This window comes from Salinactinospora qingdaonensis, assembly GCF_039539445.1.
GTDB classification, from domain to species: Bacteria; Actinomycetota; Actinomycetes; order Streptosporangiales; family Streptosporangiaceae; genus Salinactinospora; species Salinactinospora qingdaonensis.
Genome location: NZ_BAABDD010000006.1, coordinates 243,819 through 268,573, shown reverse-complemented (window position 1 = coordinate 268,573; position 24,755 = coordinate 243,819). Strand labels below are relative to the sequence as shown.

At 67.1% G+C, this 24,755-nt stretch carries 22 protein-coding genes and 1 tRNA gene; 11 read left to right on the top strand and 12 right to left on the bottom strand.

Annotated elements, in window-relative coordinates; all coding sequences use genetic code 11:
* Positions 1–59 precede the first annotated feature (59 nt).
* Positions 60–644, bottom strand: coding sequence for a hypothetical protein (locus ABD848_RS09140; protein ID WP_344969630.1), 585 nt, complete (start codon positions 642–644; stop codon positions 60–62).
* Between the two features lie 279 nt (positions 645–923).
* Between ABD848_RS09140 and ABD848_RS09135 the strand changes: the two genes are divergently transcribed.
* Both ABD848_RS09135 and ABD848_RS09130 read left to right on the top strand, forming a co-directional pair.
* Positions 924–1,451: a peptidylprolyl isomerase gene (locus ABD848_RS09135; protein WP_344969627.1), complete on the top strand. Its 528-nt coding sequence runs from the start codon at positions 924–926 to the stop codon at positions 1,449–1,451.
* A gap of 12 nt (positions 1,452–1,463) precedes the next feature.
* Positions 1,464–2,342 carry a rhomboid family intramembrane serine protease gene (locus ABD848_RS09130; RefSeq protein WP_344969625.1) on the top strand — a complete coding sequence of 293 codons (879 nt, stop codon included), beginning with the start codon at positions 1,464–1,466 and terminating at the stop codon, positions 2,340–2,342.
* Positions 2,343–2,580: 238 nt separating this feature from the next.
* Here the strand turns inward: ABD848_RS09130 and ABD848_RS09125 are convergent, their stop codons facing one another.
* The 8 genes from ABD848_RS09125 to ABD848_RS09090 form a co-directional block, all read right to left on the bottom strand.
* Entirely contained in the window at positions 2,581–2,835 is a 255-nt protein-coding gene (locus ABD848_RS09125) for a cell division protein CrgA (protein WP_344969622.1), read from the bottom strand.
* A 169-nt stretch (positions 2,836–3,004) separates the two neighbouring features.
* A complete protein-coding gene (pknB, locus tag ABD848_RS09120) occupies positions 3,005–4,873 on the bottom strand; it encodes a Stk1 family PASTA domain-containing Ser/Thr kinase (RefSeq protein WP_344969619.1) in 1,869 nt (622 codons plus the stop codon).
* Positions 4,874–4,924: 51 nt separating this feature from the next.
* On the bottom strand, positions 4,925–6,484 hold the full coding sequence (locus ABD848_RS09115) for a serine/threonine-protein kinase (RefSeq protein ID WP_344969704.1): 1,560 nt from the start codon (positions 6,482–6,484) through the stop codon (positions 4,925–4,927).
* 26 nt (positions 6,485–6,510) lie between these two features.
* Positions 6,511–7,956, bottom strand: coding sequence for a peptidoglycan D,D-transpeptidase FtsI family protein (locus ABD848_RS09110; RefSeq protein ID WP_344969616.1), 1,446 nt, complete (start codon positions 7,954–7,956; stop codon positions 6,511–6,513).
* Positions 7,953–9,398 (bottom strand): FtsW/RodA/SpoVE family cell cycle protein, encoded by a 1,446-nt coding sequence (locus tag ABD848_RS09105; RefSeq protein ID WP_344969613.1) that lies wholly within the window; start codon positions 9,396–9,398, stop codon positions 7,953–7,955. The genes ABD848_RS09110 and ABD848_RS09105 overlap by 4 nt, the downstream gene beginning before the upstream one ends.
* A complete protein-coding gene (locus ABD848_RS09100) occupies positions 9,399–10,814 on the bottom strand; it encodes a protein phosphatase 2C domain-containing protein (protein WP_344969610.1) in 1,416 nt (471 codons plus the stop codon).
* Positions 10,811–11,287 (bottom strand): FHA domain-containing protein FhaB/FipA, encoded by a 477-nt coding sequence (locus tag ABD848_RS09095; RefSeq protein WP_344969606.1) that lies wholly within the window; start codon positions 11,285–11,287, stop codon positions 10,811–10,813. Before ABD848_RS09095 ends, ABD848_RS09100 begins: the two co-directional genes overlap by 4 nt.
* Before the next feature lie 291 nt (positions 11,288–11,578).
* A complete protein-coding gene (locus ABD848_RS09090) occupies positions 11,579–12,340 on the bottom strand; it encodes an FhaA domain-containing protein (protein WP_425567478.1) in 762 nt (253 codons plus the stop codon).
* 210 nt (positions 12,341–12,550) lie between these two features.
* Here ABD848_RS09090 and ABD848_RS09085 point away from each other — a divergent pair.
* The 9 genes from ABD848_RS09085 to serS all read left to right on the top strand — a co-directional run bounded on the left by ABD848_RS09085 (position 12,551) and on the right by serS (position 21,444).
* Positions 12,551–12,633: transfer RNA gene (locus ABD848_RS09085), tRNA-Leu, on the top strand.
* Between the two features lie 1,080 nt (positions 12,634–13,713).
* Positions 13,714–14,031: a rhodanese-like domain-containing protein gene (locus ABD848_RS09080; RefSeq protein WP_344969604.1), complete on the top strand. Its 318-nt coding sequence runs from the start codon at positions 13,714–13,716 to the stop codon at positions 14,029–14,031.
* Positions 14,032–14,149: 118 nt separating this feature from the next.
* Positions 14,150–16,048, top strand: a complete 1,899-nt coding sequence (locus tag ABD848_RS09075; protein ID WP_344969601.1) for a sensor histidine kinase — start codon at positions 14,150–14,152, stop codon at positions 16,046–16,048.
* Positions 16,049–16,411: 363 nt separating this feature from the next.
* Positions 16,412–16,885 (top strand): ATP-binding protein, encoded by a 474-nt coding sequence (locus ABD848_RS09070; protein WP_344969599.1) that lies wholly within the window; start codon positions 16,412–16,414, stop codon positions 16,883–16,885.
* A gap of 146 nt (positions 16,886–17,031) precedes the next feature.
* Positions 17,032–17,388 (top strand): STAS domain-containing protein, encoded by a 357-nt coding sequence (locus tag ABD848_RS09065; RefSeq protein WP_344969596.1) that lies wholly within the window; start codon positions 17,032–17,034, stop codon positions 17,386–17,388.
* A gap of 22 nt (positions 17,389–17,410) precedes the next feature.
* Complete coding sequence (locus ABD848_RS09060; protein ID WP_344969593.1) at positions 17,411–18,247, top strand: glycosyltransferase family 2 protein; 837 nt, start codon at positions 17,411–17,413, stop codon at positions 18,245–18,247.
* A gap of 64 nt (positions 18,248–18,311) precedes the next feature.
* Positions 18,312–18,977 carry a DUF4446 family protein gene (locus tag ABD848_RS09055; protein WP_344969591.1) on the top strand — a complete coding sequence of 222 codons (666 nt, stop codon included), beginning with the start codon at positions 18,312–18,314 and terminating at the stop codon, positions 18,975–18,977.
* Between the two features lie 105 nt (positions 18,978–19,082).
* Positions 19,083–20,030 (top strand): prephenate dehydratase, encoded by a 948-nt coding sequence (pheA, locus tag ABD848_RS09050; RefSeq protein WP_344969588.1) that lies wholly within the window; start codon positions 19,083–19,085, stop codon positions 20,028–20,030.
* 148 nt (positions 20,031–20,178) lie between these two features.
* Entirely contained in the window at positions 20,179–21,444 is a 1,266-nt protein-coding gene (gene serS, locus ABD848_RS09045) for a serine--tRNA ligase (protein WP_344969586.1), read from the top strand.
* 612 nt (positions 21,445–22,056) lie between these two features.
* Here serS and ABD848_RS09040 read toward each other — a convergent pair.
* From ABD848_RS09040 to ABD848_RS09030, 3 genes are all read right to left on the bottom strand, one after another.
* Complete coding sequence (locus ABD848_RS09040; RefSeq protein ID WP_425567477.1) at positions 22,057–22,524, bottom strand: RNA-binding S4 domain-containing protein; 468 nt, start codon at positions 22,522–22,524, stop codon at positions 22,057–22,059.
* Between the two features lie 395 nt (positions 22,525–22,919).
* On the bottom strand, positions 22,920–23,501 hold the full coding sequence (locus ABD848_RS09035; RefSeq protein WP_344969583.1) for a bacterial proteasome activator family protein: 582 nt from the start codon (positions 23,499–23,501) through the stop codon (positions 22,920–22,922).
* A 129-nt stretch (positions 23,502–23,630) separates the two neighbouring features.
* Positions 23,631–24,614, bottom strand: a complete 984-nt coding sequence (locus ABD848_RS09030; protein WP_344969581.1) for an NAD(P)H-quinone oxidoreductase — start codon at positions 24,612–24,614, stop codon at positions 23,631–23,633.
* Between the last annotated feature and the right edge of the window lie 141 nt (positions 24,615–24,755).

The window sequence follows — 24,755 nt, the reverse complement described above, 5'->3', positions numbered from 1 at the left end:
TCCTCCGGGGCCACAGTCGGTTCGAGGTGTCGATCGCCAGCCGGCTCCATGCGGGAGAGTTAGCTCGTCACCCGCCCATTGAGTTCACTGGTAGATTCCGGGCCGCTTTCGGCCTCGGCCTCTTCTTCCGTGGTCTTACGGCCCATGCTCCGCAGCCGGTGCTGGGTCTCCTTGGCCTTCGTGGCGAGTTGGCCCTTTGTCTCGCGCACCTGCTCGCGCGCGTTGTTGAGGTTGTTCTGCCACTCGGCCTCCTGCGTCATTTGGCGCAGGCGCAGCGCACCGTAGACCGCCGCGGCCGTGACCGCGCTCGCTCCGAGGATGACGGCTGCGCGCGGCCGGCGCCGCCCCCCACGCTTGAGGGAGATCCAGCCCTGCTTGACGGGACGCGGGTCCACCCGCTGGGCAGCCGCGTTGAGGAGGTCAGCAACTCGGGGGGCCACTGTGTCCTCGACACGATCTGCGGCGGTCTCCAGCCGTGGGGCGGTCCAACCGCGGGCCTGGCGGAATCCGTGCGCCGCTGTGTGCCTGGCCTGGTCGGCGTAAGGCCCAAGCCGCTCGGCCTGCTCTCGCGCGAACTCCTGTAGCCGCGCGATCGCCGCCTCTGTCTCGTTGTTGACCTTACGACGCTGCAACGTGATGGCCACGTGTCGACCTCCTTACCTGTAAGGGTTCCTCTACACCCTGCCCGCTTCCCCACCCAGTATGCGACCAGTACGTGGGGGCGCGTTCGTGGTGCGCTTCGGGTCGTACCGTTGACCTTATGTTTTGCAACATATCTCCCCGAATCAGGACACGCCACGCCGTGACACGCGACACGTCCGTTCGGGGCGAACCGGAGCGCGTGGGCGTCCGAGACAGTCCCTTGGCGGAGAAGTGCCCGGTAACGTGGAGGCCGTAAGCGAAAACGACGGAAAGGCACCCAGGTGTCCGACGCCAATGCTCAGCTCTACGCGCGGCTGAATACCACCAAGGGAACGGTCGTCCTCAAGCTCTTCGCCAACGAGGCGCCCAAGACGGTTGAGAACTTCGTTGGCCTCGCCGAGGGCACCAAGCAGTGGGCAGATCCCCGTACCGGCAAGCCCACCAACGAGCCGCTGTACAACGGCACGATCTTCCACCGCGTCATCAAGGGCTTCATCATCCAGGGCGGCGACCCGCTGGGTAACGGCAGGGGCGGTCCCGGCTTCAAGTTCGAGGACGAGATCCACCCCTCGCTGCGGTTCGACCGCCCCTACCTGCTGGCGATGGCCAACGCCGGTCCCAACACCAACGGTTCGCAGTTCTTCATCACCGTTGGCACCCCTGACTGGCTCAACGGCAAGCACACGATCTTCGGCGAAGTCGTCGAAGGCACCGACGTTGTCGAGACCATTTCCCAGCTCAACACCGACCCGGAGGACCGGCCGGTGGAGGATGTCGCCATCGAGTCGGTCACCATCGAGCGCCGGTAGGGACCACGGTCGATGACAGACTCCTCGTCTCCCACCCAGCCACCGTCCGAAGCGGAGGCGGTCCCCACCTGCTTCCGCCACCCCAAGCGGGAAACCTACGTTCGCTGCGTGCGCTGCGACCGCCCGATCTGTCCTGACTGCATGGTGCAGGCATCGGTGGGGTTCCACTGCGTGGAGTGTGTGGCCAAGGGCAACCGCGAGGTCCGGCAGGCGCGCACCCCGTTCGGGGGCAAGCCCACAACTCACCCCTACGTCACGTGGGGGATCATCGGGCTCATCCTCGTCGGGTTCGTGGTCCAGCAGTTGCTTGGTGGGACGGTCACTGCCCGGTTCAGCATGTGGGGCGGGGGTCTCGTCTACAACGGCCAATGGGAGCGGCTGCTGACCTCGGCGTTCTTGCACGCCAACATCATGCATCTGCTGTTCAACGGCTTCGCCATGTACCTCTTGGGCCCGCCGCTGGAACGCTGGCTGGGCCACGTCCGCTTCCTGGCCCTGTGGGTACTCAGCGCCGTGGGCGGTTCGGTGCTCAGCGCACTCGTCGACCCGGCCCAAGCATCAGTTGGCGCTTCGGGCGCCATTTTCGGGATATTCGGGGCGATCTTGATCCTGGGGCGGCGGATGCGCCTGGACATCCGGTTCGTCGTGGGCTTGCTCGTGGTGAACCTGCTGATCACCTTCCTGGTGCCCGGCATCGCCTGGACTGCCCACATCGGCGGGCTGGCCAGCGGGATCGTGCTGGCTGCCGCCTACGCTTACCTGCCCGTCGGCGTTGCCGCCGGCGACAGGGGGCGGGCACAGACGATCACGCATACGGCAGCGGTCGCCGGCTACGCACTCGTGCTGGCGGCGATCCTCGTGTGGTGGCTAGTGGCGCTCACCGGCGCCTGAGCAACAGCCGACCACGCCCACGACACACAATGACACACACAGGGCGGCCCGGGGCTTCTGCTGGACCCCGGGCCGCCCTGTGTGTTCGGGGCGGCGTATCCGCTGACCACGCCGCGACCGAACCGAAATCGGACATACGTCGCCACCATGCCCACAGCTTGTGGATAACTCTGTGGACAACTGCGGTGGCGATTGTGGACGACTAGCGGGATAACCCCAGTGAACTGGGAAAACTATGTCATCGCCACTGTGTGGACAAAATCACTGCGATGATGATGCCCCCGAAGCCGATGCCGAGGTTCCACTGCCCTAGTTCCTGCATGTACGGCACCATGCTGCCGGCGATGTAGTACACCCCGATCCACAAAATGCCGAGGAGACCGAAGGTGATGAACGCCGGCACCACCCACCGTGGGGTCACCTTCGGCTTCTGCGCCGCCGGCGGCGGGGTGTAGACGGCCTTCTTCTTACGATCGCTGCGGGACTTGGGCACGGTCGCTGCTCCAAAAACAACTGGATCTGATCTGGGGGATGACCCCCCAGTCTAGGCCCCGGTTCGTGGTGACGGGACAAGAGCAGGGTAAGAGCTTCGGGGGTTTTGGCGCCAGCATCCCTGGCGGAGCGGGCGCGGCAAGGGATGCTGGCGCGCCCGCTCCGCCAGGTCACCGCACGTACTCCTCGTAGGCGTCCTGCCACCAGACGCCGTCGTTTTGCTGCCCCGGCTCGGCGCTCTCGGAGGGCTCACCGCCGCCGCCATCGCCGTTACCACCGCCGCCGTTGCCGCCGCCGTTTCCAGGCTCCTCCGAGGCGGTCGGCTCGTCGGTCGCGGTGTTGCTCGGCTGGCCCTCTGGCGCCTTCGCCACCACTACGTCCACGGTCGATCCCTCGTTGACCTGCTCGTTGGTCTGCGGTGACTGGCGGAGCACCCGTCCCGGCTCCACTTCACCGTTGACCTCCTCGGTGAAGTTGGGGGTCAGATCGACCCGCTCCAGCTCCGCTTTGGCCTCCTGGCGCGTCAGCCCGGTCACGCTGGGAACGGCGACCTTGGCCGGCCCCTTGGCGATGACCAGCGTCACTTCTGTGCCGATATCGACGTTTTGCCCCACGGCGGGCGTGGTCTCCAACACCGTGCCGGGGTCGGCCTCGCTGGTTTCGCGCTCCTCGTTGCCGCCGTAACTCAGTCCGGCGTCATCCAACTCCTGGATGGCCTCGCTTTGCGGCATTCCGATGATCTCGGGAACCGTGGTCGAAGAAGGGCCGCTGGAGATGAAGAGCGTGATCTCGGTGTCGATCGTCTCGCTGCTCTCGACATCGGGCTCGGTGCCGATGGCCTGGCCCGCGGGATACTCGTCGCTGGCCTCTTCTTCGGTTTCGATGCTGGAGAAGCCGACCCTCTCCAACTCCGCTATGGCGGCCTCCTCCGCCATGCCCGCGACATCGGGCACGATCGCCGTCTCCGGGTCATTAGCCGAGTTGTTGAGGATAAACCAGAGGAAGACGATCCCACCGAGCACTGCGGCCCCGAGCAGGACCCACAGCGCCGCCGCCGCCCGGTTGCCGCCGCGCCGGTCGTCGTAGCGGCCGTTATAACGGTCGTCGTAGCGCCGGTAGTCGTCCCGACGCTCCTCCGCGGGCGGGACGGGCGGCGGCCCGGCCGCCGGCTGCATGGCCATGGTCGACGCTTCGGTGGGCATGCCCTGCATGCCGCGCTGGATGTCGGAGCGCATCTCCGCGGCGCTTTGGTAACGCTCCTCGCGGTCCTTGGTCATCGCCCGCAAGACGATGTCCTCGATCCACTCGGGAACCTCCGGATCGACATCGGAGGGCGGCTCGGGCTCCTCACGCACGTGCTGGTAGGCGATCGAGACCGGCGAGTCACCGGTGAACGGTGGCCGCCCCGTCAGCAGCTCGTAGAGGACACAGCCGGTGGAGTAGATGTCGCTGCGCGGGTCGACTCGCTCCCCGCGGGCCTGCTCCGGCGACAGGTACTGGGCCGTGCCGATGACCTGCGAAGTCTGCGTCATCGTGGCCTGGTTGTCGTCCATGGTCCGCGCGATGCCGAAATCCATCACCTTGACCTCGGCCTGGCGGGTCAACATGATGTTGGCTGGCTTGATGTCGCGGTGCACGATCCCGTTGCGGTGGCTGTACTCCAGCGCGCGCAGAATACCGTCGGCGATCTCAACCGCCCGCTCAGGCAGCAGCCGCCGGTCGTCGTCGAGCAGCTCCTTGAGCGTGCGCCCGTCGACGTACTCCATGATGATGTAGGGGATGGAGAGATCGTCGATCATGTCCTCGCCGGTGTCGTACACGGCGATGATCGAGGGATGGTTCAACGAAGCCGCGGACTGCGCCTCGCGCCGGAACCGGGCTTGGAACGTATGGTCGCGTGCGAGGTCGGAACGCAGCGTCTTGACGGCCACCATGCGGTCGAGCCTGAGGTCGCGGGCGCGGTGGACCTCGGCCATTCCTCCGCGTCCGACCAGTGCTTCGAGCTCGTAGCGGCCACCGAGCAGCCGTGGCTGAGACATGTCGTGAACTGTTCCTCGTATCTTTCGGTGACTACGGAAACTCCATACCACCTAGTCAGCTTCGTCTTCCGAGGGCGTCGGCGCCGTCCCCGGACTCTCGTCCGGCTCCTCCCCGTTGGTGTCGGTGCCACCACTGGAATTGTCGCCCCCGCCGGTTGAGGTTCCATCACTGTCGCCTGTCGCCTCAGTGTCATCGGGCTCCGCGCTGGTCGAAGTCGACGACGTGGGTGAGGCGCTGGGTTCAGACGGCGAGCTGGAAGGCTCTGCGGATGTGTGAGGGCTTGAGACGGACGGTTGGTTCTCCTCCCCGACCTGTGCGCGCGGCTCGGTCCTGTTAGGGGCTTGCGTATTTGGTGCACTCGTGGACGGGCTCGTCTCCGTCACCGGACTCGGGCTGTCGGAAACCTCGCCGCTGAACCCCGTACGTTGGTTCTCGGCGTCGGTGCCGTTCCATGTCTGTGCGATCAGCACGGCTCCCAACGCGACCATAGCCAACGCCACCACGGTGGCGATCACTACCGATCGGCGTGCCCCACGGCGGGACATAGAGCCGGAGGACAGCTTATCCGAGCGTGGCCCCGACCCTGGTGAATAGGCACCAGGAGCTGTGACCGGGGACGCTGCCCCGTTCGATGCCACCTCCGGCGAGGGTACAGCTCCCGTGGGCCGCGTACGCGGCGCGTCGTCGTAGTCGGGGTATCCCGCTGCCACAGTGCTGTCGACATCGGGCAGATCCATTGCTGTGGTGGCGCCGCCCAGCGCCGTTCCCAGTCCACCGCGCATCCGCTGTGCGCTATGGGCGACTTCACCCGCCGAACTCGGTCGGTCGCTGGGCGATTTCTCCAGCATGCGTTCCACGAGAGAACGCACCGGCGCGGGCACGCTCGACGGCAGCGGCGGAGGTGGTTCTCGCGTGTGGGCCAGCGCCAGTGCCAGCGGGGTGTCGGCGGTGAACGGCGGCCGCCCGGCCAGGCACTCGTAGGCGACGACCCCCAAAGCGTACAAGTCCGAGGAGTGCGTGGCCGAGCTGCCTGAGGCCTGCTCCGGCGAGATGTACTGGGCGGTGCCCATGACCATGCCGGTCTGGGTGAGCGTGACCGAGGTGTCGCCGCGGGCGATCCCGAAGTCGGTGAGCTTGACGGTGCCCTCTTCGGTCACCAGCAGGTTGCCCGGCTTGATGTCGCGGTGGACCACCCCGTGGGCGTGCGCGGCGCTGAGCGCCTTGGCGGCCTGGGTGAGGATGTCGAGCGTGACGCCGGCTTCCAAACCGTTGTTGCGCTTGAGGATCGACGACAGGGGCTCCCCCGGCACCAACTCCATGACGAGGAAGGCGCGCTCGTCCTGCTCGCCGTAGTCGTAGACCTGGGCGATGTTGGGGTGGGACAGTCCGGCGGTGATGCGCCCTTCGGTACGGAACCGTTCGCGCGAGGTCGGCTCGGCCATCTGCGTCCCGTGCAGCAGCTTGATCGCCACGGGACGGCTCAGCAGGATGTCGGTGCCGCGCCACACTTCCCCCATGCCGCCGGAGCCGATCTGCTCCTCCAGCCGGTAGCGCCCGCTGAGTGTGCTCCCCGCCTGGCTCTCGGCACGGCTGGAGTCCCCGCCGCCCACCGGAGTGTCGGACTCGCCGTTGCCGCTCACTCGTTGATCACTGCTTCCATCATCTGTTTGGCGATGGGCGCCGCGACGGTGCCACCACTGCCACCGCCGTTTTCGACGACCACTGCCACAGCGATCTCCGGATCGTTGGCCGGAGCGAACGAGATGAACCAGTTGTGGGTCGGCACACCCTCGCCGGCCTCGGCGGTGCCGGTCTTGCCGGCCACCTGTACGCCGTTGATCTTGGCCCCCGGGCCGCTGGCTTCGTCGCCTTCGGTGACCTGGATCATCATCTCTGTCAGATCTTCGGCGGTGCTCGAACTGATGGCCTCGCTGTAGACGTCGGGGTCGGAGCCGACGATCTCGGAAAGGTCGGGGCCCTGCACCGAGTCGATGAGGTAGGGCTTCATGACATCGCCGTCGTTGGCGACCCCCGCGGCCACCATCGCCATCTGCAACGGCGTGGCGCGCACGTCGAACTGGCCGATGCCGGTTTGGCCCAGCGAGCTGCCGCCCAGGTCCCGCGGGTAGTGGCTCTCGGCCACCGGCACCGGAACCGACATCTCACCGGTGTTGAAGCCATAACCTTCGGCCTGCTCGGCCATGTTCTGCTCGCCCAGCTCGATCGCCCAGTTGGCCATCGAGGTGTTGCAGGAGATCTCGATGGAGTGCCGCAGCGTGTCGGGCTCACCGTTGTTGCAGGGGCCGTCCCAGGCGTTGGGCAGGCTGCCGCCCTGGGGAAGATCCAGGACGGCCGGCGCCTCTTGGGTGCTGTCAGGGGTGGCGCCGTTTTCCAGCGCCGCCGAGGCGGTGACGATCTTGAAGGTCGAACCTGGCGGATAGGTTTGCTGGAACGCGCGGTTGAGCAGCGGCTGCTCTTCGCTTTCGGCCAGCGCCGTGAAGTCGTTGAAGGCCTGCTGCTCGTTGGCGACGTCGACCAGCGGGTTGGGGTTGTAGGTCGGAAGCGACACCGAGGCCAGCACCGCCCCCGTCGAGGGGTCCAGCGCCACAGCGGCGCCGTTGTTACCGGTGTTGCGCAGGCCGTTCAACGCCGCTTGCTGCACCTTGGGGGCGATGGTGAGGTTGACGGTGGCGCCCTCACTCTCCTCCCCCGTGAGCGTGTCGATGAAGTTGCGGACGAACAGCCGGCTGTCGGAGCCGTTGAGCAGCGCGTTCTCGGTCTCTTCGATCCCGCTGGCGCCGGTGGGCCTGAACGTGCCCACGACGTGGGCGTACAACTCTCCCTGCTCGTAGATGCGCTGGTACTGCTCCTCCTCCTCATTCAACTCGGAGTGGGCCACCTGCTCGTTGCCGATCACGATCGGCCCGCGGGGCGACTCCAGCCGCTCGGCGTACTGGCGGTTGTTGAACGGGTGCTCGCGCAGCGACTCCCCCTGGATCGCCTGAATCCAGGTGATGTTGAGCAGCAGCACGCCGAACAGCGCCATCGTGAACAGCGCGAGGCGACGGATGGGAGTGTTCATCGTGAGATCACCTGAGTCGCGCCCTCGTCCTGGATAGCCTGCGGAGCCGGCTTACGCGCGTTGTTGCTCATGCGTACCAGCAGGGCGAGCATGATGTAGCTCGATAACAACGCCGAGCCGCCTTTGGCGACGAATGGGATGGTCGCGCCGGTCATGGGGATGACCCGGCTGACACCGCCGACCACGACGAAGGTCTGGAACGCCAGCAGGAACGAGATCCCCGAGGCGAACATCTTGATGAACAGCTCGCGGGAAGCCAGCGCAATGCGCATGCCGCGTTCCACCAGCAGGGCCAGCGCCAGCAGCAGCACCATGCAGCCGGTCAGCCCCAGCTCCTCGCCGAACGCGGTGAAGATGAAGTCGTTTTCCACCTCGGGCACGTACTCTTCGGGGCTGCCGCCGCCCAGGCCCGTGCCCAGCACGCCGCCCTCACCCATGGCGAACAGTCCGCGCACCAACTGCTGGCTGTCGAAGCCGTTGACCCCGTTGTAGATGTCGGGGTTGAAGGCGTCCAGCCAGGTGACCATGCGCACCCGGAAGTGGGGGACGATCGGGTAGAGCAGGGCGCACGCGCCGAAGAACGCGGTCAGCCCGATCGCGATCCACGAGGCGCGCTGGGTGGCCACGTAGATCATCGCCAGGAACGTGCCGAACAGCATCAGCGACGTCCCCAGGTCGTTCATCAGGATGACCAGCACGATGATGCAGAAACCCCACATGATGCTCATTGGCATCAGGTCGCGCATCCGCGGCAAGTCGATGATCTTGATCGGCCCCAGCCGCACCCGCTTGCCGGCCAGCGAGAGCACGTCGCGCTTGGTCACCATGTAGCCCGACAAGAAGATCACCAGCGCGATCTTGGCGAACTCCGAGGGTTGCAGGGTGCCCAGGCCCGGAATGCCGATCCACTGCCGGGCACCGTTGATGGTCAGCCCCAACCCAGGGGTCAGCGGCAGCAACAGCAGGATGACCGCGCTCAACGCCATGATGTAGGGGTAGCGTTGCAGGGTGCGCGGCTCCTTGAGAAAGAACACGATCGCCGCGAAGACCGCCATGCTCAGCGCGCTGAACAGGATCTGGCTCAGTGCGCCGCCGCCCTCGGTCTCGCCGGTGGCGTCGAGCAGCCGCCAGATCATGGCCAGCCCCAGCCCGTTGAGCAGCGTGGCCAGCGGTAGCAGCAGCGGGTCGGCCCACGGCGCGGAGAACCGGATGAAGATGTGGGCCAACACGGCGAGACCGGAGAAGGTCAGGCCATAGCCGAACAGGCCCGTGGGTAGTGTGCCGTCGCGGGTCAACCCCGCCTCGGCGAACGCGAACAGCGTGATGCCGATCGCCATGAGCAACATGACCAGTTCGGCGTTGCGGCGCTTGATAGGTGGCAGCGCCGTGGGAGCGTTCGCGCTCTTGGGTGCGCTCTTCTCCTCGGTGACGACCTCGCTCATTCACCGGCCTCCTTCGGGGGTGCCGCGGGTGCCGGAGCCGACAGCGGGGGTCGCTGTGGCACCCTCCTGGGGGCTGGCCTCCTCAGCGCCCGGCTCCTCCTGAGAGTTCGAGGGTTGTGGAGACGTGGAAAGCTCGCTGCCGGTCCCACCGGCCAGGCCGCAGGACTCGGGGTCGCTCTCGCACTCCTCGGCCTTGGTGCGTAGTTCGGAGACGCGCTGCTGGGCCTGTTCTTGGCTCTCCAACGCGATGGTGGAGGAGACGGCTTCCCGCTCGTTCTCCGGAAGCAGTTCCAAGGGGATACCGGTGTCCTCCAGCTCTTCGGAGAGACTGTACCCGGCCACGTCAGAGCTGATGCCCCGGTATATGGCGACGTTGGCCTCGTTGGCGGTAGGGCCGATGAAGTACTGGCTGTTGATGTAGCGCAGCGCGAGGTAGGTTCCCGCGCCGCCGACGGCGAGGACCACGAGGACGAAGGTGAGCACCATGGGCCACCACCGCCGGGTCCTGCGCTCGGGCCCGGCCTCCTTGGCGCGCTCGAACTCGGGAGGCCGCTCCATCTCGGCGGTGTCGCTACTGCTGCGTGCCAGCCCTTGGGCGCGTCCCGCGGGAGTGTCGGGGGTCATGATCGGTTCGCGGCGCTGGTCGGCCGCGCCGACGATCGACGGAGCCGCCGTAGGTCCCTGCGGGTCGGTCGCGGTGTCGATGACGTCGGCCACGACGGCGGTAATGTTGTCGGGACCGCCGCCCCGGTTGGCGAGGTCGATCAGCCGCCGCGCCGCGGCGTCGGGACCCGACTCCGAGCGCAGCGTCTCGCCGATGGTGTCCGTACTGACCACGCCGGACAGGCCGTCGGAGCACAGCAGGTAACGGTCTCCGACTTGGGCTTCGCGCACCGAGATGTCGGGCTCGACGTGGCTGCGTCCGTCCAGGGCGCGCAACAACAGGGAGCGTTGCGGGTGGGTGTGGACCTCGTCTTCGGTGATCTTGCCTTCGTCGACGAGTGTTTGCACGAGCGTGTGATCGTGGGTGATCTGGCTGAACTCGCCCTCACGCAGCATGTAGCCCCGGGAGTCGCCGACGTGGATGAGCGCCACTCGGGCTCCCGACCACAGCATCGCGGTCAGGGTGGTGCCCATGTTCTCCAGGCGGGGCTCGTCTCGCACGCGCTGTGCGAGAGTATTGTTAGCCTGCTCCACAGCGATCTCCAGGGAGCGGACCATCTCATTGCCGGGAACGTCGTCGTCCAACGGCATCAGAGTGGAGATGGCTATCGCACTGGCGATCTCGCCGCCGGCATGCCCCCCCATGCCGTCAGCGACCGCCAAAAGGTACGGGCCGGCGTAGGCGGAGTCTTCGTTGCCTTCGCGGAGGCATCCTACGTCGGAGTACGCCGCGTATCGGAGAGCGATTGTCATTTGCGCAGTTCCAGGACGGTTTTGCCGATTCGGATGGGTTGTCCGACGGACACCGGCTGGGGGCGGGTCAGGCGCTGCTGGCCGAGGTAGGTGCCATTTGTCGAACCAAGGTCTTCTACGAGCCACCGGCCATCCTCAGAGAAGATCCGCGCGTGGCGGCCGGAGGCGTAGTCGTCGTTGATGACCAGCGTCGCTTCCCGGGCACGGCCGACGACGATGGGCTGCGAGGTGAGGTCGAGTGTGGTGCCGGCCAAGGGACCCTTGGTCACGACAAGGGACCGCGGTTCGTTGCGCCGGCCGCGGGTGGGGGCCGGCTTCGACCGACGTGGCTCGGAACTCCTAGACCGCTTCTTCTTGTTGTTCGTGGCAGGACCGAACAAGTCGGTGCGGATCACTCCGACCGCCATGATCACGAACAGCCACAGCACCGCGAGGAACGCGAGCTTGATCAGCATGAGGGTCAAGTCGGACATTGAAGTGCTCTTTAGCCCCTGTCGTGCTCCGGCTGGGCGCTGCTGGCCGGCACCGGCGTGTCATCTTCGCTGGAACCGTACCGAACCGCGCCGAAAAATTAAGTAAACCCGTTAGACGCGGTTATTGTGCCCGATTGGTCAAGTCTTTGGGAGGTTGTCCTCCTGGCCTGGTGATATTCCGGGAATGTTCCGATATGGGAGTACGGGAGTCGTCGGGACCGGCACCTCAGACACGGTCTGAAACCGGCCCAAAACACGCGGGATCGGTGGGCCAGCAGCCTCCTCCTGCCTTCAGTCGCGCCGGAACGTCATCGTGGTCCGCCCCAGGCTGATCCGCGTCCCGTCCACAAGACGCGCCCGCTTGACCTGTTGGCCGTTGACGAAAGTGCCGTTCGTCGACCCCAGGTCCACCAGCACCGCCTCGTCGTCGGCAACCCGGATCTCAGCGTGGTGGCGAGAAACCCCGTTATCGACCAGACGCAGATCGCAGTCCGTCCCCCGACCCAGTAGCGTTACCTGAGTGTTCAACTCAAAAGACTGCTGCATCCCCTGCGACTCCGGGCTGCCGTCATAGGCACTGCCACCGGCCGACAGCAACAACCGCGGATTCCCCGGACTCGCCTGCCGGCCCCCCGGATGATCGCTCACCGGTTGGCGAATCTCTCCGCTCTCCACCGTCGAACCGCGGATCACCCCGGAACGAATCCGAAACCGGCCCGTCTGCAAGTCATCCGCCGTATCGAACCGCACCCGAACCGGGCCCACGAACGAGTACCCCTGCTCGGTCGCGTACTCCCGCGCAAGCTTCGACAGCTCTTGGCCCAAACTGTCCGAGTAAACTTCCAGCCGCTCCCGATCGGTACCCGCGACCTCCACCACAAAGTCATTGGGCACCAACGTCCGCCCCTGCGCGACGATCGCAGCGCGCTCATCCATCTCACGCTGCACAGCGCTCGCGACCTCGACGGGCTGAAGCTCCGATTTGAAGGCCCGCGCGAAGGTGCCTTCGATCATCCCTTCAAGCCTTCGCTCGAAGCGTTGGAGCACTCCCACGAGGTACCTCCCTTACTCCACTCCCGATGTATGACGATCGTAACCGCGCAATGGTGCCCTTTGATTCACCCGCGCCCCGTACTTCGCCTAACCAGACGCTGAACATTTCCGTGCACGAGCCATCCCGCACCCGTGCTAGCCTTATCTCTGTCGCCAAGCGGAAGGCCAGCAAAGCCCACACGCAAGGGACACTACAGGTATATGTCACTCGGGCGGGTGGCGGAACGGTAGACGCGCACGGTTCAGGTCCGTGTGTCCTAACGGACGTGAGGGTTCAAATCCCTCCTCGCCCACGAGCTGGCCCACCATGGTCGATAGCTGTTGGCTATCTTCCCGGTGGGCCGTTGGTGTTTTTCGGGGGTGCGACCCCCCGGTCCCCCCGGTGCGGGGCTTTGCCCCGCGTGGTTGGGGTGGGGTTTGTTGTGGCTGGCCCACCACGGTCGATGGCTGTTGGCTATCTTCCCGGTGGGCCGTTGGTGTTTTTCGGGGGTGCGACCCCCCGGTCCCCCCGGTGCGGGGCTTTGCCCCGCGTGGTTGGGGTGGGGTTTGTTGTGGCTGGCCCACCACGGTCGATGGCTGTTGGCTATCTTCCCGGTGGGCCGTTGGTGTTTTTCCAGGCCTCTGTGCGTTTGCCCAGCCGGATGCCGTTCGCTCGTACCTCGATCGCTGCGCGATCTCAGTAGCTTGAGGGGGCGCGGTCGCTGAAGTGAGGTGAAGCGGGGCCGGTAGCTTCTGGAGCGAAGGCGTCGCTGTTGCCTTAGGACACGACAACGGGTGACCTCCCGCGACACGGCACCGGATCGGCGCAGCCCTCCGAGGCGCAGGCAGCCCCGCCACAGGGCAAAGCGGGGCACCAGCCCTGGCGATAGCCCACTTTGAACATAAGGGGGTGACCTCTCGGGCGGGCGCCGGGTGCGGCCTTTGCCCGAGGCGTATAGCCCGCCTGTCGTGGGTTGTTATGGGTTGAATCCCGCAAGCCGTGGCACCAGCCCCGGCCTCAGTCCGGCCCTGGCTGTCGAGATCGCGCAGCGATCGAGGCACGAGCGACGGGAAACCCTCATGCTGCCGGTACTGTCGGCCGGGGGGTGATGACCGGCGGCCACGCAATGCGGTGAGGACGGCAGTGGGCGGGGCTGCACCGCGGATGTGGGCCCGACGGGCGGGGGCAGACCTTCGCCAAGCCGCCCCCGCCAATAGCGGTGCCGCACCCCGTCGCCAGCATCCCCACCAGGACCCACGACTGGGCTGCCGTGACCTCCCGCATACGTATGGACATACCCTGTGGTACACCGCTGAACAGAACACAGGTTCCTCTTCGCGGCATAAGTTTCACAACGGGTCATAGGAGGATGATTCGGTTGCTCGGGGAGAATATGCCGGTGGTTGAGGTCACCACCGTCCCCGCTGACGGCTACCTGCTCGACGTCCGCGAGATCGACGAGTGGCAGGCCGGGCACGCGCCGCACGCCGTGCACATCCCCCTGACGGAGTTGGCTCAGCGCGCCGGCGAGGTCCCGCAGGACCAACAGGTATACGTTATTTGCCGGGTCGGTGGGCGCTCAGCGCAGGCAGTGCAGGCGCTCAACGACGCCGGGTGGCGCGCCGCCAACGTCGCCGGCGGCATGACCGCCTGGGCTGTGGCCGGCCGCGAGATGGTCAGCGAGACCGGCGAGGAGCCGCGGGTGGCCTGAGTGCGACCAACCGACCGTGAGCCGGGGCGGCGAGTCCCGGCTGCACTGTTGCCCCAGATTCCGTCGAACCTCGCCATTCGCGCGTCGCGCACCGTGTTCTGAATGGCACTATGACCACGTGACCTCAGCGCCCCTCACCGCCGACGCGGTCCTGGCCAGTGCGGCCGACCCGATCGTGGCGGTCGACCCCGACCTGCGTGTCGTGCAGTGGAATCCGGCGGCCGAGCGCATGTTCGGGTGGCGTTTCGCTGAGGTCGTCGGTGACCGGGCGCCGATCGTTCCCGACGAGCTCATGGCCGAGCACCACGCTGTGCTGGAACGGGTACGCGCCGCGGGCCCGGTGGCGGTTCACACCCGCCGCCACCACCGTGACGGCCACAGCCTGCACGTTCGGGTCGTCACCAGTCTGCTCACCGACGAGCAGGGCAACAACGCGGGTTGGGTGAGCCTGTTCAACGCCGTCGAGGACGCCGCGACTATCCACAACCATGTGGCCCAGCGTGCCCAACTCGTCCGCCGCCTGACCGACGTGGTCGCCGACATCAACGTCGACCTCGACCTGTCGTCGGTCCTGGACCGTATCGCCCATAGCCTCACCGAACTCACCGGAGCCGACGCGGGGGGCTTCGTCCTCATCGAGGAGGATCAGCTCCGGCTGGTCAGCCTCACTCAGCTCTCCGACCACTTGCGCGGCTACAGCGCGCCCCTAGAGACGAGCCTGTTCGGCGAGCTGCTTCGCAGCGGCAAGACAGTGCTGCTGGCCACGGACGACACCAGGTCGCTCGACGACCTGATCTGGTCGGACTTGCAGGGGTTGCACACGATCGCGCTAGGGGTCTCCAACGTCCAGGGGCGCCCCTACGGTGCACTGTACGCCCTGTACAGCAGAGGCAGAGTCGGCCACGTCGAGTTGGAGCTGCTCGAACTGCTCGCCGCGCACGCCGGTGTCGCCTTAGGCAACGCCATGGCTTATCAGGAGATGGTCCGACGCCGCGCCCATGAGCGGGCCGTTGTCGACTCCAGCGACGACGGCATCGCCGTCCTCGACCGGGCCGGTCGCGTGCGCAAGTGGAACCGGACCGCCGCCGAGCTGACCGGCTACGCTTTCGCCGATATGATCGGGACGCCTCCGCCGTTCCCCCTGCCCGATCAGCATCGTGGGTCGCTCACCCACCAGTTGGAGAACGGCCGATGGCTGGAGATCCTGATCGCCGACATCCCCGAAACCGGGGAGCAGGTGGTGGATTTTCGCGACGTCACCCAGGCCAAGGCGCTGGAGCAGGAGAAGGACCTGTTCCTGGCGACGGCCGGGCACGAACTGCGGACGCCCATCACCGTGGTTCGAGGGTTTGCCACGACCCTGGCGCGCCAGTGGGACAGGCTCGACGACACCGCTCGCTACGAGGCCATCTCGACGATCGCCGAACGTTCCACCCGCCTGTCGTACTTGGTGGAGAATCTGCTCATGGGCTCGGCCGCCGGCAGTGGCGAACTCACCGTCGACAAGTCGCCTTTTGACGTCGTGCCGCTGCTGCGGGAGACGACGGCCGCATTCCGTCCTCTCTCCGAGCACCATCAGGTGCTGCTTGATGCCCCCGACTCCCTGTCCATGGCGCTCGGCGATCCTGTCGCCACTGACGTCGTCATCGGTCAACTACTGGAGAACGCGCTCAAGTACTCCCCTGAGGGGGGAACGGTCACCGTGAGCGCCGATGTGGCAGGGGAGTCCTTGGTTGTCGAGGTCAGCGACGAGGGGGTGGGGGTGGCCGCCTGTGACGCGGAGCGCATATTCGACCGGTTCGTCCAAGGCGACGTCGGGGATCGCCGCAGATTCGGCGGTATCGGCCTGGGGCTCTACATCGCGCGCAGGCTCGCTCGCGCTCAAGGGGGCGACCTCAGTGCCCATCCCAATACTCCCCATGGAACACGAATGAGATTCACGATACCCTGTTCGCTCGCGGGAAATCCGACCGCGCACGAGGACACGGCCTTTGGCCAGGGTGGTCGGCACTGCTGAGTTCCCCTGGCAGTGCCCAGAGGTCGTCGTGAAGTGCGCCGCTTTCGGGATGGACCGCCGTCAGCGGGTTTCCAAGGCCAACCGACGGGGCATTTCGGCCCTGGCGGAGTTCATAGAACCAATCTGAGAACCAACCACTGTGCGGCGGGTAGATCCCGAGAAACCCACAGCGGCATAGCGAAAATCGGACAGCACCGAACAGGGGAAGGTCTATCAAGCGTTAGGCCATCGCGGGGCGCCTCGGGATCGTCTCGGAGCGTGGGTGCCGCGGGCCGAACCGGCAACGGGGGAACAAACTCGCGCGCGGAAGGACGGGAGACGCACGTGTCGAAGGCTGTACTGCTGCCACATGTGCCATCGAGCGTGACAACCGCGCGTCAACGCCTGTGCTCAGAGTTACGCACATGGGGCATTGGCGCCGCGAAGATCGACGATGCCGCGCTTGTCATCAGCGAACTACTGAGTAACGCCCTGCGTCACGCCGAGCCGCTGCCGCCGCCTTTCCCTCCCGACAGCCTGCGGGTGGCGTGGAATATCGCGATCGACGCCGGGGAGTCGCACGAAAGCGCCTGGATAGAGATCTCGGTCAGCGACGGAGGCTCGGACACGCTCCCTCGGGTCGCTCACGCTGATGAAACCGCTCAAGGGGGCCGCGGGTTGGGTATAGTGCAGCATCTCGCTACCAAGTGGGGAACCGAGGTCGACGAGAACACCACCACCGTTTGGGCGGTACTCGACCTGCCCGCCTCGGATATATCCTCCGATGAAAACCACACGTGGCCCTCGCGTACGGCTGGTCAAGAGACCTACCAACACATGACGTCGGTCAACGGGTAGCGGCAGCACTGTGGCCGGTATCGTCACGCCCCAACCGGACAGGCCTTCCCCAAAAACGCGGTTTTAATCACCAACGTGCCATCTGTCTGACGAAACACCGGGTACGAGGTAGCTACGGACTCCCCGGGACCGCTACAGTCTCGAATGTGGAGTTGAAGATCTCAAGCCAGTCTCACGCGGATTACGCTGTCGTCACTGTCCGTGGCGAGATTGATCTCTATACGGCACCGCATCTGCACAGCAAGCTTGTCGACGCGGTGAACGACGGCTCCCGCCGGCTGCTCGTCGACATGTCCCGAGTGGAGTTCTGCGATTCCACCGGCATGAACGTCCTCCTCTCGGTCATGAAGCATGCCCGCGAAAAGGAGGGCGCCCTCGAACTCGTGGCTCCGTGCCCGGCCGTGATGAAAGTCCTGGAAGTCACCGGCCTCGACGCGGTGTTTACGATCCATCCCACGACCGATGTCATCGCCGCTGCGGCGGGAACCGCCGCGTCGCAGTAACGGACCTGCCCCCTATCAGCGTATGAGTGACTCGGGTGGGACCAGCCGAACCGGCGACGTCGCCGTTGTCATCGCAGCCAAGGACGAGAGCGGGCGGATCGGCGCCACCGTGCGCGCCGCCCGCACGCTCCCCGGCGTGGACCTCGTCCTCGTGGTCGACGACGGGTCGACGGACACGACCGGTCCCGCCGCCACCAGCGCAGGCGCCCGACTGATCCGGCATAGCCGCAACCGCGGCAAAGGTGCCGCGATGGAGACCGGAGCCGAAGGTCTCCGGCTGCTCGAAGAGCAGCAGACCGCCTCCGGTACCATCGCGGCGCCGCGCCACCTCCTCTTCCTCGACGCCGATCTCGGTGACAGCGCCGCCGGCGCCGGGCCGCTCATCGAGCCCATCCGTGCCGGGCACGCCGAGATGAGCATCGCCCTGTTCCCGGCCGACCGGCTGCGTTCGGGCGGCCATGGGTTCGTTGTCCGCCTCGCCCGCGACGGTGTCCGCCGCGCCACCGGTTGGGAGCCCGAGCAGCCGCTCAACGGGCAACGTTGCCTGACCAGAGCCGCGTTTGAGGCCGCCCGCCCCCTCGCGTCGGGGTTCGGCGTCGAGACGGGGCTCACCATCGATGTGCTGCGCCACGGCTTCCGGGTGACCGAAGTCGAGGTGCCCCTGGAGCATCTCCCCACCGGGACCGATCTGCGCGCCCAAACCCACCGCGCCCGCCAATTCGCCGACGTCGCCCAAGCGTTGGCTGCGCGGCAGCTACGTCCCACGCTCGCCGCGGGGGCGAACCTGTTACGTGAGCGGGTCCGCGCCAACTCCCGGGCGCTCTACCGGCGAGCTCGCCAGATCCGGCGGCAACAGTGAAAACGACGCGCGCGACGCACCGTGTATTCAGGATATAACCCGTTGTATCGGTTAGTCTCGCACCGTGTTATCTACGATCCTTGCTGCCACAGGCATCCTGATCGGGCTCTGCGGACTGGTCGTGGGGTCCCGAGCCCACACCAAGGCACGCGCCGCGGTGGACGAGAGCAATGCCGTCCTCAGCCGGCTGCGTAACGAGATGGGCAACGGCCAAGCCGACCTCCGAGCGGTGCGCGACGTCGCCCTGGTGCGTTACGACGCCCTGGAGGCCATGTCGGGCGCGCGCTCCTTCTCGATCGCCATGCTCAACGCAGCGGGCGACGGTGTGGTCTTGACCTCCATCAACGGCCGTAGCGAAACCCGTACCTACGCCAAAGCCATCGCAGCGGGACACGCGAACGAGACGCTCTCCCCCGAGGAGCAGCAAGCCATTCGCGCGGCCCGCATGGGTCAGGGAGCCGGGGACATCGTCGCTGAGGACAGCGACGCGGCCGTCTCCACTGTCTCGCTCACCCGCCCCGCTGAGGCAGGCGAGTCTGCCGCAACGGCCACGCCTGCGGGCGAAGGCTTTGGCCCCGCTGACAGCGCTCGCGGTCAGCACAGCGACGACGCCGACGCTGAGCGGTCCGCTCGCCGCGGCAACCGCGGGCGCAGCCCTCGCCACGGGCACAACCCTGCCGCTGAGAGCGAACAGCCCACCATGGACCGCTCCACCGCCGGCAACAGGTGAGCCCCGTCTCGCCTGCCCGTCCCCGTCCCGCACAAAGTCTGTGACCTGCAATGGCCACCCTGTATCTCCGGCACCACCCATCGCGAACGTTATATTCTGCTGAACATGCCAGACCGTTATGCCTACCTGGGGCCTGAGGGAACGTTCACTGAGGTCGCGCTGCGCACACTCAAACCCGACACGCCCGCCGACGCTTTCGTGCCCTGCTCCGGTGTCGACACGGTCTTCGAGTCGGTTCGGCGTGGCGAGTTCACCGGCGGGGTGGTGCCGCTGGAGAACTCCGTCGAGGGCGGAGTCACCGCCACCATCGCCGAACTCATCAACGGGGAACCGCTGCTGATCTCCGCCGAGGTCGCCGTCCCCGTCGAGTTCGTCCTCGTCGGCCAGGCCAACACCGAACTCGCCGACGTCAAGCACATCGCGACGCACTCCCACGCCTTCGCGCAGTGCCGCGGCTGGCTGGCGCGCCACCTGCCCGACGCCGAAACCCACACCATCTCTTCCACCGCCGCCGCCGCCCAAGCGGTGGCCGAACCGGGGTCGCCCTACGACGCCGCCATCTGCGCGCGCGTCGCGGCGGAGCGCTACAAGCTGCATGTGCTCGCCACCGGGGTGGGCGACCGTGCTGACGCCGCCACCCGCTTCATCTACCTACGCCGCCCCGGCGCGCTGCCCGAGCCCACGGGCGCCGACCGCACCTCGCTCGTGGCGTTTCTCTCCAACGACCACCCCGGTGCGCTCGTTGAACTGCTGAACCAGTTCGCGATCCGCAGCGTCAACCTCACCCGGCTCGAATCCCGGCCCACCGGCGACGGCCTGGGCAACTACTGTTTCTGTCTCGACGCCGACGGCCACGTCGCCGAGGCCCGCCTCGGCGAAGCGCTGATGGGGCTGCGACGTATCTGCAAGGACATCCGTTTCCTCGGCAGCTACCCGCGCGACGACGCCGGCACAGAGCTCACGCCGTTCCTGCCCAGGCGCGACACCACCAACGCCGACTTCCATGAGGCCGAGTTGTGGCTCAACCGCATCCGCGCCGGCGAAGCCGGGTAACTCCTGCTGCCGCGCGTCGTCGGGCCGGCGCAGCCCCGGTGGTGGCTCCCGCGCTTGTCCCGCCCTGCACGCCGGTAGCAGCGACAGCGCTGCCGGCGCCCCGGGGAAGGAGATGTGACCACCTTCCACAGGGCGGTAGCCTGCATGCGTGATCGACCTGCGTGCTCTACGGGAAGACCCTGACCGACTCCGCGTCTCGCAGCGTGTCCGAGGCGAGGACGAATCCGTCGTTGACCGGCTCCTCGACATGGACTCGCGCCGCCGCACCGCACTCGCGCGCTTCGAGTCGCTGCGTGCCGAGCAAAAGAATGTGGGAAAGTCGGTCTCCTCCGCCGCACCGGAGGAACGCGAGGAGTTGCTCGCCAAAGCCAAAGCGCTGTCAGCCGAGGTCAAGGAGGCTGAGGCCGAGGCCGAGCGTCTCGGGGAGGAGCTCGACCAGCTTGTGGCCGAGGTTCCCAACCTCGTGGAGGAGGGGGCGCCCGAAGGCGGTGTCGACGACTTCACCGTGATGGACGAGATCGGCACGCCACGCGCGTTCGACTTCACCCCCCGCGACCATCTGGAGCTGGGGGAGAAGCTCGGCGCCATCGACACCGAGCGCGGCGCCAAGGTCTCGGGGGCGCGTTTCTACTTCCTCACCGGTGTGGGCGCGATGCTGGAGCTGGGGCTGCTCAACCTCGCCATGCAGCAGGCGGTGGCCAACGGTTTCACCCCCACCGTGCCTCCCGTGCTGGTCAAACCCGAAACCATGGAGGGCACCGGTTTCCTCGGAGCCCACGCCGCCGAGGTGTACCACCTGCCCGCCGACGACCTCTACCTCGTCGGTACCTCCGAGGTGCCCCTGGCCGGGTACCACGCCGACGAGATCCTCGCCGCCGACGCGCTGCCCCACCGCTACATCGGCTGGTCGACCTGCTTCCGTCGGGAGGCCGGCTCTTACGGCAAGGACACGCGTGGCATCATCCGGGTGCACCAGTTCAACAAGGTCGAGATGTTCGTCTACGCTCACCCCGACCAGGCGCACGAGGAGCACCTGCGGTTGCTGGCGTGGGAACGCGAGATGCTCGACAAGCTGGAGCTGCCTTACCGGGTGGTCGACATCGCCGGTGGTGACCTGGGGACGAGCGCGGCCCGCAAGTACGACTGCGAGGCGTGGATTCCCAGCCAGCAGCGTTACCGCGAGCTGACCTCAACCTCGAACTGCACCGACTTCCAGGCGCGGCGGCTCAACATTCGCTACCGCGACGAGGCGGGCAAGCCCCGTTTCGCGGCCACGCTCAACGGCACGCTCGCCACAACCCGCTGGATCGTGGCGATCTTGGAGAATCACCAGCAGGCCGACGGTTCCGTGATCGTCCCCGAGGCGCTGCGCCCGTTTGTGGGGCGGGAGGTCCTGGAGCCCACCGGCATGTAGCTCCCCGCCGGCCCGTGAAAAGGGAGACTCCCGTCGCTACGGGGGTGTTTCTATGGGATGGTCAAGCGGGGCGGGCTGGGTGGTGTTCGCTCGTGCCTCGATCGCTGCGTGTTCTCGGCAGTCTCGGCGGGTGGGCCGTACGTGGGGGCTGCCACGCGCCCTCTCCGGGGGCATGACGGCTCGTGCGTCGCTCGTGCCTTTCGGTTTCGCTCGCTCGGCAGCTTTAAGGGGACGCCGTGGTTGGGGCGAGCGGAAACGACGCGGACGGTCCTCGGGGAATGAGGCAGCGTCGCTTCGGCGTGGGGTGTCGCTTTCGCGGGGGATGCAGCGGTGGGCGGCGGTCTCTGCGGAGGCGGTGGCAGAGGGTTCCCCGGGAGGCGTTGAGCCGTGGCCCTTCCCCAGCCCGTTGCGGTGCCCGTCTCACCTTGGCCGCAGTCCGCCCCAGGCTGCCGAGATCGCGAAGCGATCGAGGCACGAGCGACGGGAAACACCGCATGCTCTTCTCAGGCTAAAGCCACACTCCGCCACGCGCCCTCTCCGGGGGCATGACGGCTCGTGCGTCGCTCGTGCCTTTCGGTTTCGCTCGCTCGGCAGCTTTAAGGGGGGCGTCCTTCAGTAGCCGAACTTGCGGCGGAAGCGTTCGAGTTGGCGGCGTTCGCGTTTGCTGGGGCCGCCCGTCCCGGGGGCGCGCCGCGGCACGGAGCCTTGCTCCCGCGCCGGCGGGGTCGCCGGCGTGTTGTCGATATAGCAGCGTACGGCGATCGGCGCGCCGACCCGTTTGTCGATGACGTGGGTGATTTCCACGATCCGGGTCTTGCCGTGCGCCCGGACACGCACCGTGTCGCCGACTCGCACCGCGGCGGCGGGCTTGACCCTGCGGTTGTTGACCCGCACGTGCCCGCCTCGGCACGCCTGCGCGGCCTCCGCGCGCGTCTTAAGCAGCCGCACCGCCCACAGCCATCGGTCCACCCGGGTACTTTCCAGCCCGGGCGGAAGGGGCTGCCCAGTGGAGGCGGGATCGGCCGGGGGCGCCTCGGGGTCGGGCTCGGAACCCGACGGGGGCTGCTCTGCGTCGTGCACGGTTAGGTCCTTCTCGTCGCGTAGGGAACCAGTGCGCGTGGGTCTCCTCTGCTCGCACTCTAGAACCGATTCTCGGGGCGCGCCATGGCTGTTGCCGCGGGGGTGCGGGGTCCGCGGTGCTGCGGCCGGGACAACGCGAGGCGCCCTCCGCCCGGCCCCGCAACCGTCAGGAAGGTGGCTGGCCAGGTCGGCGGCGCCACCCTGGCATCGCGGCGTCGTCGATGCCTTCGTCGGTCTCCGACCCGCTTCGGACGGAGCGGAGGCGCCACGAGCGCGAGGGCGCTCCTCTGCCGTGTCCGCCGTTTGTGTTGGGGACGCGAGGGGCGCGACCGCGGGCACCGCTTTCCGGGCGTCTCGGCGCCTCCTGCGGCTCGCGGCGCGCCCCGGCCAACCCGTTACAGGTAGGGCCCGGAAGCGCCGCGTGAGGGGCGCTGCGCCTCTTGCTGCTCGTGGCCCTGCATCGACGGCATACCCGAGGGAAGCGCCTTGCGCATGTTCTCCAGTTGGGCCCGCGTAGCCATCTGCTGGGCGAACAGCGTGGTCTGTATACCGTGGAACAGCCCTTCCAGCCAGCCCACGAGCTGGGCCTGTGCGATGCGCAGCTCAGCGTCGCTGGGGGTTTCCCCCTCGGTCAGCGGCAGCGAGAGCCGTTCCAGTTCGTTGATGAGCTCCGGCGCCAGCCCGTCTTCCAGTTCCTTGATCGAGCTGGCGTGGATCTCCCTGAGCCGCGCCCGGCTGGCCTCGTCCAAGGGAGCGGACTTCACCTCGTCGAGGAGTTGACGGATCATGCTGCCGATGCGCATGACCTTGGCCGGTTGCTCGACCATCTCGGTTATGGAGCGCTCCCGGTTCTCCTGTTCCTCGCCTTCGCCCTCCGAGTCGTCGGCTTGGCCGTGCTCGGCCGAGGTCATAGCTGAGCCGTCAGGACCCAGGATCAAAACGTGTTGCTGCTCTTCGTCACTGAATTCGTTGTTCATCGATGTCTCACAGCGTCTTTCTCTTCTTTATCCTCAGTTCGCTGTCGGAGCCCGCTGTGGGAGACGCGCCCCAGACCCAGGAGCGTCGGCGAGCCTTGACCATCGCGGTGGTATCGGTGATATCGCTGCTCAGGTGGTAAGTACGATCTTGCCGATATGCGCGCTCGATTCCATGGTGCGGTGTGCCTCGCCCGCTTCGGCCAAGGGCATCTCGCGGTCCACGATAGGGCGCACGGTGCCCGCTTCGACCAAGGGCCACACGTGCTCGGCAACACCCTGCACGATCGCCGCTTTTTCGGCGCGCGGGCGGGAACGCAGCGACGTTGCGTGTACTGACAGCCGTTTGACCAACATTCGCCCCAAGTCCAATTCGGCGCTACGTCCTCCCATGAGCCCGATGATGGTCAGTCGTCCGTTGACGGCCAGACAGCGCACGTTGGCGGCCAGGTATGAGCCGCCCATAATGTCGAGAATCACGTCGACCCCCGCGCCGTCGGTCTCCGCGTGGACGCGCTCGGCGAATTCCTCCTCACGGTAGTTGATTGTCACGTCTGCGCCGAGTTCCCGGCAGCGCTGGAGTTTTTCGTCGCTGCCCGCCGTGGTGAACACCCGAGCGCCCCAGGCGTGCGCCAACTGGACCGCGAACGTTCCGATGCCGCTGCCGCCGCCGTGCACCAGCAGTGTCTCGCCCGAACGCAGCCCGGCGGTCATGAAGATGTTCGACCACACGGTGCAGGCCACCTCGGGCAGGCCGGCCGCTTCAGCCAGCCCGATCCCCGCCGGTATCGGCAGCAGTTGGCCAACGGGCACGGCCACGCGCTCGGCGTAGCCGCCACCGCTGAGGAGCGCACACACCTGGTCTCCGACGTGCCAACCGGAGGCGGCGGTTTCCGGCCCCAGAGCGGCTATGTGTCCCGAGCACTCCAGGCCGGGGTATTCCGGGGCGCCCGGGGGTGGGGGGTAGTTGCCCTGTCGTTGGTTGATGTCGGCCCGGTTGACCGCCGTGGCCGCCACGTCGACGAGGACTTCCCCGGGGCCGGGTTCAGGGTCGGGTACCTCCCGCAGGGTGAGGCGTTCCGGACCGCCAGGTTCGCTGATGACAATCGCACGCATGCTCCTCAACGTACCCACCGTTTCCGTGCCCGCCGGGCGCGACGGCCGCTGACTGCGCTGTCCGGCGCGGCTCACAGCCGCGCGGGCCGCCGCGGTTTCGGGCTTACCGCAGCGGACCGCAGCGGCGCGCATTCGGTGTGG